Below are 14,519 nucleotides of genomic sequence, written 5' to 3'. Positions count from 1 at the left end.
CCCCCCCGCCCCCCCCCCCCCCCCCCCCCCCCCCCCCCCCCCCCCCCCCCCCCCCGGGGGGGCCGCCCCCCCCCCCCCCCCCCCCCCCCCCCCCCCCCCCCCCCCCCCCCCCGGCCCGGCGGCCGGGGGGGGGGGGGGGGGGGGGCCCCGCCCCCCCGGCGATGGGCTGCAACGCAGCCCCATAATGGCGCAACTTGTTGATTTTGCTTGGGCTATCCGCTGCCGTGATTGTGCACCCCGCGCTGCGGGTATAGACTTTGCAGATTGTTCACCAAAGGCCCCCTGCGGTCCTGCCGACTGCCCGCGAGCATGAAACCACCGATCCAGTTGCCCCTGGGTGTGCGCCTGCGCGATGACGCCACCTTCATCAACTACTATCCGGGCGCCAATGCTGCGGCATTGGGCTACGTCGAGCGGCTGTGCGAAGCCGACGCCGGCTGGACCGAGAGCCTTATCTACCTGTGGGGCAAGCAAGGCGTTGGCCGTAGCCACCTGCTGCAGGCCGCCACCCACCGTTTCCAGCAGCGCGGCGAGCCCGCCGTCTACCTGCCGCTGGCGCAACTGCTCGATCGTGGCGTCGAGCTGCTCGACTACCTGGCCCAGTACGAACTGGTGTGCATCGACGATCTGCATGTGATCGCCGGCAAGGCCGACTGGGAAGAAGCCATGTTCCACCTGTTCAACCGCCTGCGTGACAGCGGCCGACGCCTGCTGCTGGCAGCCTCGGCATCGCCGCGCGAGCTGCCGATCAAGCTGCCGGACCTGAAGTCGCGGCTGACCCTGGCGCTGGTGTTCCAGATGCGTGGGCTGTCGGACGAAGACAAGCTGCGCGCCCTGCAATTGCGCGCTTCGCGTCGTGGCCTGCACCTCACCGACGAGGTCGGCCACTTCATCCTCACCCGCGGCGCGCGCAGCATGAGCGCGCTGTTCGACCTGCTGGAACGCCTCGACCAGGCCTCGTTGCAGGCGCAACGCAAGCTCACCATTCCTTTCCTCAAGGAAACCCTGGGTTGGTAACCCCCTGAAAACGCTGGGCCAGAGCGGCAAAACAAAAAAGTCACATCTTTTTCGATAAAATTTGCAAATGGCCATGATAGAAGGCATAGTTTCCCCCTTCTAAAGGATTACAGACACGGTCGTGCCCATGCTGAAGCGCTTCGCACCCCTCGTGCCACTCGCACTCGTGACCCTGCTTTTTGGCTGCGCGGCCCAAGGCCCGGCTTCTCATTCAGAGCCGCAGTCCCAGGATCACACCCCCATCGCTGCACAGTCGGCATTCAAGGCCAAGGCCTCGCCCTCGTCGGTATTCGGCGAACCGGAAGAGCCGGCCAGTGAAGATGACCTGGAGGCCTTCTCCAGCAGCAAGCCTTACCAGTTGCCGGCCCTGGCTGACAGCATTCTCGAGCGTGGCATGTCGTTGATCGGCACCCGCTACCGCTTCGGTGGTACCTCGGAAAAGTCCGGCTTCGACTGCAGTGGCTTCATCGGTTACCTGTTCCGCGAAGAGGCGGGCGTGACCCTGCCGCGTTCGACGCGTGAAATGATCAACGTCGATGCCCCGAAAGTCGCCCGCAACAAGCTCAAGCCAGGCGACCTGCTGTTCTTCAGCACCAACGGCCGCGGCCGCGTCAGCCACGCCGGCATTTACCTGGGTGACAACCAGTTCATCCACTCCAGCAGCCGCCGCAGTGGTGGCGTGCGCATCGACAGCCTCGGTGACCGCTACTGGAGCAAGACCTTCATCGAAGCCAAGCGTGCCTTGGCCATGGCGCCGACCAATATCGCGCGCAACTGATGGCAAAATGATGTACCCTGCCGCGGCGGCGATGCTTTGAAAAAAGCTCGCCGCCGTGCGCATTTATAGAAAGCGTCTAATCTAAATTCTCAACTCTTTTCGGCTGCGGCCCCACGACCTCAGACAGGATGTTCTGGCCATGGTAAAGATGGCGCGCTTCGCATTTTTCTCCCTGGCGGCCTTGCTGGCTGCCTGCTCCAGCCGCGCGCCAGCGCCGGCCCCTGTGGTACAGCCGCAGATCACCTACAGCCAGCCCGACGCTTCGCCGATTGCCGACGATGTGTTGATCCGTGCCATCGGCCTGGTGGGCACGCCTTATCGCTGGGGCGGCAACACGCCGGACTCCGGCTTTGATTGCAGTGGCCTGATCAAGTACGTCTACCGTGATGCCGCCGGCATCAGCCTGCCGCGCTCGACGCGGGAGATGATCGTCATGCGGGCGCCGACCGTGGACGCCAAGTCGCTGCAATCGGGTGACCTGGTGTTCTTCGCCACCAGTGGCGGCTCGCAGGTCAGCCATGCGGGCATCTACGTCGGCGAGGGGCGCTTCGTGCATGCGCCATCCAGCGGCGGCACGGTGCGCCTGGACTACCTGTCCAACAGCTACTGGGCCAAGGCGTATCTGCAAGCCAAACGCGTGATCCCGCCGGGGCATCTGGCGCAGAACCCCTGAGCGATCGCGTAATCAGGGGGCTGCTGCGCAGCCCATCGCCGCCAAGCCAGCTCCCACAGGTACGGCATGGTCCTGTAGGAGCCTGGCTTGCCAAGCATTACTGGCACCCAGGTTCATGGCGCCTTGCTCACCCGCCACACCACGTTGCCGACATCATCGGCCACCAGCACACCACCTTGTCCATCGCTGATCACCCCCACCGGACGGCCCATGGCCTTGCCCTGTTTATTGAGAAACCCGGTAAGCAGGTCCACCGGCTGCCCCGAAGGTTTTCCCGAGCTGTCGAACGGCACGAAAATTACCTTGTAGCCGCTGTGCGGCTTGCGGTTCCACGAGCCGTGCTGGCCGACGAATGCCCCACGTTCAAACGGCGCCGGTAAGCCCCCCGGTTCGGCGAACGACAGGCCCAGCGATGCCGTGTGCGGACCGAGCGCATAATCGGGCACCAGCGCTTTGGCGACTTTTTCCGGGGCCGGTGGCTGCACGCGCTCATCTACATGCTGGCCGTAGTAGCTATAGGGCCAGCCATAGAAACCGTCTTCCTTCACCGAGGTGATGTAGTCCGGTACCAGGTCGCTGCCGATCTCGTCGCGCTCGTTGACTGCCGTCCACAAGGCACCGCTGCGCGGCTCCCAGGCCAGCCCGTTGGGGTTGCGCAGGCCGGTGGCGAATAGCCGGTGCTGGCCACTGGCGGGGTCCACTTCCCAGATCGCCGCGCGCCCCTGTTCCTGGTCCAGGCCGTTCTCGCCCACGTTGCTGTTGGAGCCTACCGTCACGTAGAGCTTCTTGCCGTCGGGGCTGGCGATCACGTTCTTGGTCCAGTGGTGGTTCAGCGGGCCGCCGGGCAATTCGGTGACCACATGGCCGTCGCCGCTGATCTGCATGGCCCCTGGTTCATAATGAAAACGCAGCAGCTTGTCGGTATCGGCGACATACAGGTCCTTGCCCACCAAGGCCATGCCGAACGGTGAGTTGAGCCCTTCGATGAAGGGCAGCTGCATTTCTGCTACGCCATCGTGGTCGGCATCGCGCAGCAGGGTAATCCGATTGGCGCTGGGGACGCCTGCGCCGGCGCGGGCCATGATCTTTTTCATCGCCCAGCCGCGTAGGCCCTTGCCGTCTTCGGGCTTGGGCGGTGCGTTGGTTTCGGCTACCAGGATGTCGCCGTTGGGCAGCAGATACAGCCAGCGGGGGTGGTCCAGGCCGCTGGCGAACGCCTGCACTTGAGTGCCTGGTGCAGCCTTGGGCTTGGTGTTTTCCGGCCAGCCCACTGCCGGGGCGATGTTCACGGTAGGCAAGGCCGTCTTGACCGGAGCGGGCAGTTGGGGGCTTGGGCCGATACCGTCGTTTACATCCAGCAGGGCGGTTTCGCCGCAGGCGGTCAGGCTCGCGGCGAGCAACAAGGGTATCAGCGGCTTCATGGGTGGGTCCTCTCGGAAGGCCTATGGAATTGAGAGGTCGGCGGAGTTCGTCGGGTTCCCGGCCTTGCAGGGCGCGCAAAAAAAAGCCACCTCAGCTTTTGACACTGAGATGGCTTTGGCTCGGTGGCTTTATGGGCGATCAGTCCCAGCTCAACGCCCCGCCAGTCTGATACTCGATCACACGGGTCTCGAAGAAGTTCTTCTCCTTCTTCAAGTCCATGATCTCGCTCATCCACGGGAACGGGTTGGTAGTCCCTGGGTACTCTTCCTTCAGGCCAATCTGGGTCAGGCGACGGTTGGCGATGAACTTGAGGTAGTCCTCCATCATCGCCGCGTTCATGCCCAGCACGCCGCGTGGCATGGTGTCGCGGGCGTATTCGATCTCCAGCTGGGTCCCTTGCAGGATCATCTGGGTCGCTTCTTCCTTCATCGCCGCATCCCACAGGTGCGGGTTCTCGATCTTGATCTGGTTGATCACGTCGATACCGAAGTTCAGGTGCATCGACTCGTCACGCAGGATGTACTGGAACTGCTCGGCGACGCCGGTCATCTTGTTGCGGCGGCCCATCGACAGGATCTGGGTGAAGCCGCAGTAGAAGAAGATGCCTTCCAGTACGCAGTAGTAGGCGATCAGGTTGCGCAGCAGCTCTTTGTCGGTCTCGACGGTGCCGGTGTTGAATTCCGGGTCGGAGATGGCGCGGGTGTACTTCAGGCCCCAGGCGGCTTTCTTCGCCACCGACGGGATCTCGTGGTACATGTTGAAGATCTCGCCTTCATCCATGCCCAGCGACTCGATGCAGTACTGGTAGGCGTGGGTGTGGATCGCCTCTTCGAAGGCCTGGCGCAGGATGTACTGGCGGCACTCCGGGTTGGTGATCAGGCGGTACACGGCCAGGGCCAGGTTGTTGGCGACCAGCGAGTCGGCGGTGGAGAAGAAGCCGAGGTTGCGCATGACGATGCGGCGCTCGTCTTCGGTCAGGCCGTCCATGCTCTTCCACAGGGCGATGTCGGCGGTCATGTTGACCTCTTGCGGCATCCAGTGGTTGGCGCAGCCGTCGAGGTACTTCTGCCAGGCCCAGTCGTACTTGAACGGGACCAGCTGGTTGAGGTCGGCGCGGCAGTTGATCATGCGCTTTTCGTCAACGCGAACGCGGGCGCTGGAGCCTTCCAGCTCGGCCAGGCCTTCGGCGATGTCGAGGTCGTTCAGGGCAGCCTTGGCGCGCTTCACTGCGTCGGAGTCGTCGGCAGTGGCGGCACGGGCTTCCAGGGCGGCGGCACCACCGGCGCTGTCGAGTTTGTCGAGGGTGGCGGCGGCAGTGGCCTGCGCAGGGGTGTTGCCTTTGGCGGCTACTTCGCCGTCTTCCTTGTCGAATTCGTCCCAGCTCAGCATGGTTTGGCTCCTGCTTGAGGGTCGCCCTGGGGCAACCGGTTGGATGTTAAGAATGTGATGCCTGACGCAAGGCCGTTACGGCGAATGGACAGCTCGAGAGGCTGACTCTCGTTTACATCTGGTGTGTTCTGGCTTGTACCTGGCCAAGCCTTCAAAAGGGGCCAGGGACAATTGAATAGGTGCCCTTTTCAGAGGGGGCGCAGTATACCGGAATTCGCCTTCGATCGGGGCGCGTGTCTGGCGGGCGAAGATGACTTTTTCGACCGGTCTGGCGTGCGTCCGTTCACGAAGTCGTGTGTGGTTTTCTACGGGGGGAGAGTTTAGCGCTAACCTATATGTTGTGCCAGTTTAAATTTAAAGGCACACGATATGGTGTTTTGTGGGGTTTTGTGTTGCCTGATCTGGCCTCATCGCCGGCAAGCCAGCTCCCACAGATACCGCGCATGGCGCAAGGGTGATGCAGTACCTGTGGGAGCTGGCTTGCCGGCGATAGGGCCAGTTCAGGCGGGCACTAGCCGCGAGGGTTATGCAGCGTTTCGACGATGTGTGTCTTGGGGTGCTTGCGCGCCTGCTCGACCGAGGTGAAGCGGCCGGTTTCCGCGTTGCGACCTATCTTGCGAGCTGCCACTTTTTTCCGCGCCATGGTTACGTCCTTTTCTGAAGAGGCCCTGTTCTTTTACCGAGCTGCGCGAGCAGTGGGCAAAGGGCAAGGTTTCTCCGTGGCGCAGAAACAAAAATGCCGCGCGGGGCACCCATGGGCACCCCGCGCGGCACTCAGGCCTTACTGGCAGGCTTCGCAGTCAGGCTCGTCGATCGCGCAGGCCTTCGGCACTGGCGCAGGGCCCGCTGCCTGGACCGGGGCGCTGTCGCCGCCGCTGGAAACGGCGTTGAGCTTGCCGGTGTTGATGGTCGACTTCTCGGTGCTGGTCGCGGCCAGGGCACGGAGGTAGTAGGTGGTCTTCAGACCACGGTACCAGGCCATGCGGTAGGTCACGTCCAGCTTCTTGCCCGAGGCGCCGGCGATGTACAGGTTCAGCGACTGGGCCTGGTCGATCCACTTCTGGCGACGCGAGGCGGCATCGACGATCCACTTGGTCTCGACTTCGAACGCGGTGGCGTACAGGTCCTTCAGCTCTTGCGGGATACGCTCGATCTGCTGCACCGAACCGTCGTAGTACTTCAGGTCGTTGATCATGACCGAGTCCCACAGGCCGCGGGCCTTCAGGTCGCGGACCAGGTACGGGTTGATCACGGTGAATTCGCCCGACAGGTTCGATTTCACGTACAGGTTCTGGTAGGTCGGCTCGATCGACTGCGACACGCCGGTGATGTTGGCGATGGTCGCGGTTGGCGCGATGGCCATGATGTTCGAGTTACGAATGCCTTTCTGTACGCGGGCACGGACCGGCGCCCAGTCCAGCGACTCTTCCAGGTTGACGTCGATGTACTTGGCACCACGCGCCTCGATCAGGATCTGTTGCGAATCCAGCGGCAGGATGCCCTTGGACCACAGCGAACCCTGGAAGGTCTCGTACGCGCCGCGCTCGTCGGCCAGGTCGCACGACGCCTGGATGGCGAAGTAGCTGACCGCTTCCATCGACTTGTCGGCGAACTCGACGGCCGCGTCGGAACCGTACGGGATGTGCTGCAGGTACAGCGCGTCCTGGAAGCCCATGATGCCCAGGCCGACCGGGCGGTGCTTGAAGTTCGAGTTACGCGCTTGCGGTACCGAGTAGTAGTTGATGTCGATCACGTTGTCGAGCATGCGCACGGCGGTGTTCACGGTGCGTTGCAGCTTGGCGGTGTCCAGCTTGCCGTCGACGATGTGGTTCGGCAGGTTGATCGAGCCCAGGTTGCAGACCGCGATCTCGTCCTTGTTGGTGTTCAGGGTGATCTCGGTGCACAGGTTCGAGCTGTGGACCACGCCCACGTGCTGCTGCGGCGAACGCAGGTTGCACGGGTCCTTGAAGGTCAGCCATGGGTGGCCGGTCTCGAACAGCATCGACAGCATCTTGCGCCACAGGTCTTTGGCCTGGACGGTCTTGAACACCTTGATCTTGTTGTACTCGGTCAGGGCTTCGTAGTACTCGTAGCGCTCTTCGAAGGCCTTGCCGGTCAGGTCGTGCAGGTCTGGCACTTCCGAAGGCGAGAACAGGGTCCACTTGCCGTCATCGAAGACACGCTTCATGAACAGGTCAGGGATCCAGTTGGCGGTGTTCATGTCGTGGGTACGACGACGGTCATCACCGGTGTTCTTGCGCAGCTCGATGAATTCTTCGATGTCCAGGTGCCAGGTTTCCAGGTAGGCACACACGGCGCCCTTGCGCTTGCCACCCTGGTTCACGGCAACGGCGGTGTCGTTGACCACCTTGAGGAACGGCACGACGCCCTGCGATTTGCCGTTGGTGCCCTTGATGTACGAGCCCAGGGCACGCACCGGGGTCCAGTCGTTGCCCAGGCCACCGGCGAATTTCGACAGCATGGCGTTGTCGTGGATCGCGTGGTAGATGCCCGAGAGGTCGTCCGGCACGGTGGTCAGGTAGCAGCTGGACAGCTGCGGGCGCAGGGTACCGGCGTTGAACAGGGTCGGGGTCGAGGCCATGTAGTCGAACGACGACAACAGGTTGTAAAACTCGATCGCACGGGCTTCCTTGTCTTTCTCTTCCAGCGCCAGGCCCATGGCCACGCGCATGAAGAACACCTGCGGCAGCTCGAAGCGCACGCCATCCTTGTGGATGAAGTAGCGGTCGTACAGGGTCTGCAGGCCCAGGTAGGTGAATTGCTGGTCACGCTCGTGGTCGATGGCTTTGCCCAGACGGTCCAGGTCGTAGCCTTTCAGGGCCGGGTCCAGCAGCTCGAACTCGACGCCTTTGTCGACGTAGGCCGGCAGGGCCTTGGCGTACAGGTCGGCCATTTCGTGGTGGGTGGCGCTTTCGGCCACGTTGAGGAAGCCCAGGCCTTCGGCGCGCAGGGTGTCCATCAGCAGGCGGGCGGTGACGAACGAGTAGTTCGGCTCGCGCTCGACCAGGGTACGGGCGGTCATCACCAGGGCGGTGTTGACGTCCTTGATGGCCACGCCGTCGTACAGGTTCTTCAGGGTTTCGCGCTGGATCAGCTCGCCGTCGACTTCGGCCAGGCCTTCGCAGGCTTCGCTGATGATGGTGTTCAGGCGGGCCATGTCGAGCGGCGCCAGGCTGCCGTCGGCCAGGGTGATGCGGATGCTCGGGTGCGGCTCGACCACAGCGTCGGCGTTGCTGCGGGTAGCACGCTCCTTGGCACGCTGGTCGCGGTAGATCACGTAGTCACGGGCGACTTTCTGCTCGCCGGCGCGCATCAGGGCCAGTTCGACCTGGTCCTGGATTTCTTCGATGTGGATGGTGCCACCCGATGGCATGCGACGCTTGAACGTGGCGGTGACCTGCTCGGTCAGGCGCGCGACGGTGTCGTGGATGCGCGACGAAGCGGCGGCGGTGCCGCCTTCAACTGCGAGGAACGCCTTGGTGATGGCAACGGTGATCTTGTCGTCGGTGTACGGGACGACAGTGCCGTTACGCTTGATCACGCGCAGTTGGCCGGGAGCGGTGGCGGCCAGATCCTGGTTGGCATCGGCGGCCTGCGGCACCTTGGCCTGCGGGTTCTCGCGAGTTGTGTCGGTTTGCATGGGTGGGTGTCTCCACAGTTTCTATATTGTTCAGGCGCCTTTTGGGCGCCCACCGTTCCGTCCACTTGCTCGATAACCTCGCGGGGACGCGCAGTGCATGCGCATCCGCCCGCGCGGGCGTACCGACTTCGGGACAGACTCAGGAATAAGGGGCAATGGCTTGCCGCTCCCTGGCCGAAGTCAAAGGTTCTGGGCCGTGCCCAAAAACTGTTGCTGATGAATGCCAGGCCCGGCCTGCCACATTCATGCCCGAACAAGGCCCTGAAAGGGCTTGCCTCGGTCGCCTCCGCAGGAGCGGTTTGGCTGCTGAAATCACCTGAAGCTCACCGGCAAGAATCGCTTGATCTTGCGGGTTGACTTTTGTGTGTGATTTTGCACGAACCCCTATATCTAGTGGTTCGCTGCGATCGGGATACAAGATAATGCGGTCTGGGGGGCTTTGCAAGGCGAGCGCCTGTGGATAACTTGTGTGTACTTTGTGAGTGAATAGTGGGTATTCGCTGTAGGCCTTGTGCCAAGTGGTTTGCAGTATTTTTCTGCGCCTTGCCGCCCCGGGGCAGAATTTTTCGGGCGCGAACCCTATCACAAAAAACGCTTCAGTCGAGCGGGCTGCGGGCAGGTTGGCAGTACCGGGTGGCAGCCGTAGTATCTACAGGGGATGTTGCTTTTGGGTTAAAGGGTTATGTTGCCTGTGCCGGCCTCTTCGCGGATAAACCCGCTCCCCTGTGGGAGCGGGTTTACCCGCGAAAGGGCCGGTACAGGCCACAGAAAAACAACAAGCAAAGGCAGAGGCCATGGACCAAGCACCCCGCATCCTCATCGTCGAAGACGACCAGCGCCTGGCCGAGCTCACCGCCGAATACCTGCAGGCCAACGGCTACGAGGTCAGCGTCGAGAGCGATGGCGCCCGCGCCGCGCGGCGCATCGTCGACAGCCAGCCCGACCTGGTGGTGCTCGACCTGATGCTGCCCGGCGAGGACGGCCTGAGCATCTGCCGCCGGGTACGCAGCCAGTACCCCGGCCCGATCCTCATGCTCACCGCCCGCAGCGATGAACTCGACCAGGTTCAGGGCCTGGACCTGGGCGCCGACGACTACGTGTGCAAACCGGTACGCCCACGCCTGCTGCTGGCCCGCATCCAGGCCCTGCTGCGCCGTAGCGAAGCACCCGACAGCAAGCGCCACGATCTGGCCTTCGGCACGCTGCGCATCGACAACCGCCTGCGCGAGGCGCGCCTGGGCGAACAGCTGATCGAGCTGACCGGCGCCGAATTCGACCTGCTCTGGCTGCTGGCCAGCAATGCCGGCCGCGTGCTCAGCCGCGAGCAGATCTTCACTGCGTTGCGCGGCGTCGGCTATGACGGCCAGGACCGCTCCATCGACATTCGCATTTCAAAAATTCGCCCGAAGATCGGCGACGATCCGCTTCAGCCAAGGCTGATCAAGACCCTGCGCAGCAAGGGCTACCTGTTCGTCGGCGAGGCGCCATGAACAATTCGATCTTTCTGCGCATCTATGGCGGCATGCTGGCCGTGCTGGTGCTGGTGGCCCTGCTCGGGGCGCTGAGCCTGCACCTGGTCAACGAAGTGCGCGCCGCCCAGCATCGCGAGGGCCTGGCCCAGGGCACGTTCAGCCTGATGGCCGACAACCTGGCGCTGCAGAACGACACCGAACGCAAGCGCTCGCTGTTGATCTGGGAGCGCCTGCTCGGCGTGCCGCTGACGTTGCAGCCGCTGACCGCGCGCACCCTCGATGGCGGCCAGCGGGCACGCCTGTACCGTGGCCTGGTGGTGGTCGAGAAGACCGGCCCGCATGCGGCCCAGGTGCTGCGCAAGGTCGGCCAGGAAGACCTGTTGCTGGTCGCGCAGATCAGTCAGATCAGCGAGCAACTGGCGCGGGCCACCCTTTATCTGCTGGCCGACGAACTGGTGCGCTACCCGGTGACCGAACAGCAGCAGCGCCTGGCCCAGCTCAAGCAGGAAAAGGGCTTCGGCTTTGGCGTGGCGCTGCAGCGCATCGAGCGGGTGAGCCTGGATGATGACCAGCGGCGCCGGGTCGAGGAGGGCGATACGGTGATGGCCCTGGGCAAGGATGGCGACTCGATCCGCGTGTTCGCCGGGCTGGCGGGCTCGCCCTGGGTGCTGGAAATCGGCCCGTTGTACCAGCTCAACCCGTACCCGCCGCAGTTGCTGATCCTGATCGCCTTCCTCGGCCTGTGCCTGATCGGCCTGGTGGTGTACCTGCTGGTGCGCCAGCTGGAGCGGCGTGTGTCAGGCCTGGAAGTGGCCGCCTCGCGCATCGCCCAGGGCAGCCTGGACACCCGTGTGCCAGCGGGCGACGCTGACTCCGTAGGGCGCCTGGCCGCGGCCTTCAACGGCATGGCCGAGCACCTGCAGCGTTCGCTGACCATGCAGCGCGAACTGGTGCGGGCGGTGTCCCACGAACTGCGCACGCCGGTGGCCCGCCTGCGCTTTGGCCTGGAGATGATCGAAAGCGCCAGCACCGAGCAGGCCCGGGCCAAACACCTGGCGGGCATGGACGGGGATATCCAGGACCTCGACAAACTGGTCGACGAGATGCTCACCTACGCCCGTCTGGAACAGGGGGCGCCGGCGCTGAAGTTCCAGCGGGTCGACCTGGATGCCTTGCTCGACCGGGTGATCGAAGAACTCGCGCCGCTGCGCGCCGAGGTGCGCGTGGTGCGCGGTGCATGCCAGGGTGCCGATGGCGAAGGCGCCTGGGTCGAGGCCGAGCCGCGCTATCTGCACCGGGCCCTGCAGAACCTGGTGGGCAACGCCATGCGCCATGCCGAGACCGAGGTGCGCCTGAGCTACCAGTTGGGGCAGCAACGTTGCCGCATCGATGTCGAGGATGATGGCCCGGGCATCCCCGAAGGCGTCTGGGACCGCATTTTCACGCCGTTCACCCGCCTCGACGACAGCCGCACGCGTGCCTCGGGCGGGCATGGCCTGGGCCTGTCGATCGTGCGGCGGATCATCTACTGGCACGCTGGCCGTGCCACGGTGGGGCGCAGCGCCGCGCTGGGCGGGGCGTGCTTCAGCCTGAACTGGCCGCGCCAGCAGGCCCCGCTGTAGCGCTCAGACGCTGACCAGGCTGAGCAGCTGCCCGTCCTGCAGGCAGAACTGGCCCTGCAGCTCGGCACCATGGCGCCACTGCGGCGACAGGTCGGTGAGCAGGCGCAGGCGGGCCAGGCCGGCGGCGGACCAGTCCAGCACTTCGGCGTGCTCGAAGTAGAAGCGCTGGCGGGTCAGCGGGTAGAGGGTCTTGAACAGGCTTTCCTTCAACGAGAAGGTCAGGGTGACGGCAAGGCCGAGCTGGCGCCGGTCCAGGCGCTCGCGTTCGGGCGGGGTGAGGATTTCGTTCACCAGCCGTTCGGCGCGTTCATCATCCAGCAGTGTTTCCTGATCCAGGCCCAGGCCCCTGCAACGGCCTTCGGCGGCGACCACGGCGGCGGCCCAGCCTTGACCATGGGTAATCGAACCATGGATGCCGGCCGGCCATATCGGCGAGCGGTCTTCATGGCTGGCGGGGATGTAGTCACGGCCGTCCAGGCGCTGCAATGCGGCGCGGGCGCACACCCGGCCGGCCAGGTATTCGGCCTGGCGCTTGGCCACCGAACGCTGCAGGCTGGCACCGGGCACCACGCCGGCGCGCTGGAAGTCGTCGGCGGCCAGGCGCGTGGGGTCGAAGGCGCAACTGACCAGCACCGCGCCGGGCAGCGGGCGGGGCAGGGGCCAGTGGTACTGGAGCGGGGCACAGCAGGCGGGGAGCGTGTTCATGGGGGCTATTGTGCCAGCTGTACGGGCACTAAGGCAGCTAGCGTGGCAATGCATTCTTGTGGGAGCGGCCCCGGCAATCTCTATTTGAACACCTTCTTGAAGAACGCCTGCATGTCCGCCCAGGAGCTTTCGTCCGCCGCCTTGTTGTAGCCGATATCCGGCCCGCCATGCGCGCCGTGGCTCAGCCGGTCTGCATCCGGGTTGGTAAAGCCGTGCTTGGCGCCGTCGATACTGACGAACTGATAGTTGACCTTGGCCGCATCCATCTCGGCCTTGAACGCCTCTACCTGCTGCGGGGTAACCATGCTGTCTGCCGCGCCGTGCTCGACCAGGATATCCGCGCGAACCACCCCGGGCCTGGCCGGGGTCTGGGTAGCCAGCGCGCCATGGAAGCTCACCACACCGTCGAGTTTTTCGCCGCGGCGTGCGGCATCCAGCACCACCTTGCCACCGAAGCAGTAGCCGACAGCGCCCAGTTGATGCTTGTTGGTGTTCGGCTGCAGTTTCAGCAGTTCGAGGCCGGCATCGAAGCGCCGCGCAGCCGCTTTCGGGTCCTTCAGCGCCTCTGCCATGAATGCCTGGGCATCGGCGGGGTGCTCGGTGTGCTTGCCGTCGCCATACATGTCGATGGCCAGCGCGTTATAGCCCAGCGCCGCAAGGTCGCGGGCGCGGCGCTTGGCGTAGTCGTTCAGCCCCCACCATTCATGCACCACGACAATGCCCGGGCGCTTGCCTTCGACCGCATCGTCATAGGCGTAATAGCCGACCAGGCGGTTGCCGTCGGCGTCCTGGTAGGGGATCTCACGGGTTTGTACCGCCGCTTGGGCGAGGGCGGCGCTGCACATCAGGGTCAAGGCCAGCAGGGCGCGCATGGTCACTACTCCTAATTCCACAAGTGGTTCTGCCAAGGGTTGTGCAAACGGTTCGTTCAGCCGCGGTTCAGCCAGGGTTCAGTCGCGGTTCAGGGTGCCCTGCTTACTCTAGCTCCCAGACCGAAACAGCGCACCCAACCGGAGTAACCTGCCATGAAAACCTTCCACACCCTGCTCGCCGCCATGGCCGTCTGCGCCGCCGGCATCACCAGCGCCCAGGCCGCTGACGACAACTTCGCCAGCCTGACCTATGGCCAGACCAGCGACAAGGTTCGCAAGTCCGGCCTGCTGCAGCGCAACACCGACCACCTGAACGCCGACGGCATCATCGGCAAGGACGACACCTGGGGCGTGCGCGTGGGCAAGATCAACGACCAGGGCCGCTACTACATGACCTACGACAACGTCTCGGGCGACCACAGCGGCCTGAAGTTGCGCCAGGAAAACCTGCTGGGCAGCTACGACCTGTTCCTGCCGGTGGGTGACACCACCAAGCTGTTCGGCGGCGGCAGCCTGGGCGTGACCAAGCTGACCCAGGATTCGCCAGGTGCCAGCCGCGATACCGACTACGGTTACGCGTACGGCCTGCAGGCAGGGGTGATCCAGGAGATCACCGACAAGGCTTCGGTGGAGCTGGGCTACCGTTATCTGCGCAGCAACGCCACCACCGAAGTGGGCGCGCACGGCGGGCCGAAGGACGGCACCCTGCGCCTGACCAGCAGCGCGCAGACCTACCTGGCGGCAAGCTACAAGTTCTGACGGGCGAGCCGGGTTATCCTGTACTGGCCCTTTCGCGGGGGCCCCCCCCCCCCCCCCGGCGCCCCGCCCCCGGGGGGGGGGGGGGGGGTGGGGGGGGGGGGGGGGCGGGCGGGGGAAGGAGCGGGGGGGGGCGGGGAACGGGGGGGGGG

12 protein-coding genes are annotated in these 14,519 nt (G+C 64.5%); 6 read left to right on the top strand and 6 right to left on the bottom strand.

What is annotated here, in order from left to right; genetic code table 11:
• Positions 1–309: 309 nt before the first annotated feature.
• The 3 genes from hda to C6A77_RS23990 all read left to right on the top strand — a co-directional run bounded on the left by hda (position 310) and on the right by C6A77_RS23990 (position 2,468).
• Entirely contained in the window at positions 310–1,017 is a 708-nt protein-coding gene (gene hda / locus C6A77_RS24000) for a DnaA regulatory inactivator Hda (RefSeq protein ID WP_003252443.1), read from the top strand.
• Between the two features lie 127 nt (positions 1,018–1,144).
• Positions 1,145–1,795 carry a C40 family peptidase gene (locus C6A77_RS23995; protein ID WP_114171846.1) on the top strand — a complete coding sequence of 217 codons (651 nt, stop codon included), beginning with the start codon at positions 1,145–1,147 and terminating at the stop codon, positions 1,793–1,795.
• A 139-nt stretch (positions 1,796–1,934) separates the two neighbouring features.
• Entirely contained in the window at positions 1,935–2,468 is a 534-nt protein-coding gene (locus C6A77_RS23990) for a C40 family peptidase (protein ID WP_114171845.1), read from the top strand.
• 113 nt (positions 2,469–2,581) lie between these two features.
• On the opposite strand, the gene C6A77_RS23985 is transcribed toward C6A77_RS23990, so the two are convergent.
• From C6A77_RS23985 to C6A77_RS23970, 4 genes are all read right to left on the bottom strand, one after another.
• Positions 2,582–3,889, bottom strand: a complete 1,308-nt coding sequence (locus C6A77_RS23985) for a sorbosone dehydrogenase family protein (protein ID WP_114171844.1) — start codon at positions 3,887–3,889, stop codon at positions 2,582–2,584.
• Positions 3,890–4,028: 139 nt separating this feature from the next.
• The gene (locus C6A77_RS23980; RefSeq protein ID WP_114171843.1) at positions 4,029–5,279 is read right to left on the bottom strand and encodes a ribonucleotide-diphosphate reductase subunit beta; all 1,251 of its coding nucleotides are present in this window, start codon (positions 5,277–5,279) and stop codon (positions 4,029–4,031) included.
• Positions 5,280–5,790: 511 nt separating this feature from the next.
• Entirely contained in the window at positions 5,791–5,922 is a 132-nt protein-coding gene (locus C6A77_RS26135) for a hypothetical protein (RefSeq protein ID WP_275937131.1), read from the bottom strand.
• A 138-nt stretch (positions 5,923–6,060) separates the two neighbouring features.
• On the bottom strand, positions 6,061–8,940 hold the full coding sequence (locus C6A77_RS23970; RefSeq protein WP_114171841.1) for a ribonucleoside-diphosphate reductase subunit alpha: 2,880 nt from the start codon (positions 8,938–8,940) through the stop codon (positions 6,061–6,063).
• 794 nt (positions 8,941–9,734) lie between these two features.
• Here C6A77_RS23970 and C6A77_RS23960 point away from each other — a divergent pair.
• Together C6A77_RS23960 and C6A77_RS23955 are read left to right on the top strand one after the other, a co-directional pair.
• On the top strand, positions 9,735–10,430 hold the full coding sequence (locus C6A77_RS23960) for a response regulator transcription factor (protein ID WP_114171840.1): 696 nt from the start codon (positions 9,735–9,737) through the stop codon (positions 10,428–10,430).
• Positions 10,427–12,034, top strand: a complete 1,608-nt coding sequence (locus tag C6A77_RS23955; protein WP_114171839.1) for an ATP-binding protein — start codon at positions 10,427–10,429, stop codon at positions 12,032–12,034. The genes C6A77_RS23960 and C6A77_RS23955 overlap by 4 nt, the downstream gene beginning before the upstream one ends.
• Positions 12,035–12,037: 3 nt before the next feature.
• Here the strand turns inward: C6A77_RS23955 and C6A77_RS23950 are convergent, their stop codons facing one another.
• Complete coding sequence (locus C6A77_RS23950; protein ID WP_114171838.1) at positions 12,038–12,739, bottom strand: 4'-phosphopantetheinyl transferase superfamily protein; 702 nt, start codon at positions 12,737–12,739, stop codon at positions 12,038–12,040.
• A gap of 80 nt (positions 12,740–12,819) precedes the next feature.
• A complete protein-coding gene (locus tag C6A77_RS23945; protein WP_114171837.1) occupies positions 12,820–13,611 on the bottom strand; it encodes a dienelactone hydrolase family protein in 792 nt (263 codons plus the stop codon).
• Between the two features lie 153 nt (positions 13,612–13,764).
• Here C6A77_RS23945 and C6A77_RS23940 point away from each other — a divergent pair, with 153 nt between their 5' ends.
• Positions 13,765–14,370 (top strand): outer membrane beta-barrel protein, encoded by a 606-nt coding sequence (locus C6A77_RS23940; protein WP_114171836.1) that lies wholly within the window; start codon positions 13,765–13,767, stop codon positions 14,368–14,370.
• Positions 14,371–14,519 lie beyond the last annotated feature (149 nt).

This window comes from Pseudomonas sp. AFG_SD02_1510_Pfu_092 (genome assembly GCF_003331055.1).
Lineage (GTDB): Bacteria > Pseudomonadota > Gammaproteobacteria > Pseudomonadales > Pseudomonadaceae > Aquipseudomonas.
This window is presented reverse-complemented; position numbering and strand designations above follow the sequence as displayed.

Excerpts from the sequence above, each read along its gene's own strand:
- C6A77_RS23960 (WP_114171840.1), top strand. The coding sequence starts at position 9,735 with ATGGACCAAGCACCCCGCATCCTCATCGTCGAAGACGACCAGCGCCTG.
- C6A77_RS23970 (WP_114171841.1), bottom strand. The coding sequence starts at position 8,940 with ATGCAAACCGACACAACTCGCGAGAACCCGCAGGCCAAGGTGCCGCAG.
- C6A77_RS23995 (WP_114171846.1), top strand. The coding sequence starts at position 1,145 with ATGCTGAAGCGCTTCGCACCCCTCGTGCCACTCGCACTCGTGACCCTG.
- C6A77_RS23945 (WP_114171837.1), bottom strand. The coding sequence starts at position 13,611 with ATGCGCGCCCTGCTGGCCTTGACCCTGATGTGCAGCGCCGCCCTCGCC.
- C6A77_RS23940 (WP_114171836.1), top strand. The coding sequence starts at position 13,765 with ATGAAAACCTTCCACACCCTGCTCGCCGCCATGGCCGTCTGCGCCGCC.
- hda (WP_003252443.1), top strand. The coding sequence starts at position 310 with ATGAAACCACCGATCCAGTTGCCCCTGGGTGTGCGCCTGCGCGATGAC.
- C6A77_RS23950 (WP_114171838.1), bottom strand. The coding sequence starts at position 12,739 with ATGAACACGCTCCCCGCCTGCTGTGCCCCGCTCCAGTACCACTGGCCC.
- C6A77_RS23980 (WP_114171843.1), bottom strand. The coding sequence starts at position 5,279 with ATGCTGAGCTGGGACGAATTCGACAAGGAAGACGGCGAAGTAGCCGCC.
- C6A77_RS26135 (WP_275937131.1), bottom strand. The coding sequence starts at position 5,922 with ATGGCGCGGAAAAAAGTGGCAGCTCGCAAGATAGGTCGCAACGCGGAA.
- C6A77_RS23985 (WP_114171844.1), bottom strand. The coding sequence starts at position 3,889 with ATGAAGCCGCTGATACCCTTGTTGCTCGCCGCGAGCCTGACCGCCTGC.
- C6A77_RS23990 (WP_114171845.1), top strand. The coding sequence starts at position 1,935 with ATGGTAAAGATGGCGCGCTTCGCATTTTTCTCCCTGGCGGCCTTGCTG.
- C6A77_RS23955 (WP_114171839.1), top strand. The coding sequence starts at position 10,427 with ATGAACAATTCGATCTTTCTGCGCATCTATGGCGGCATGCTGGCCGTG.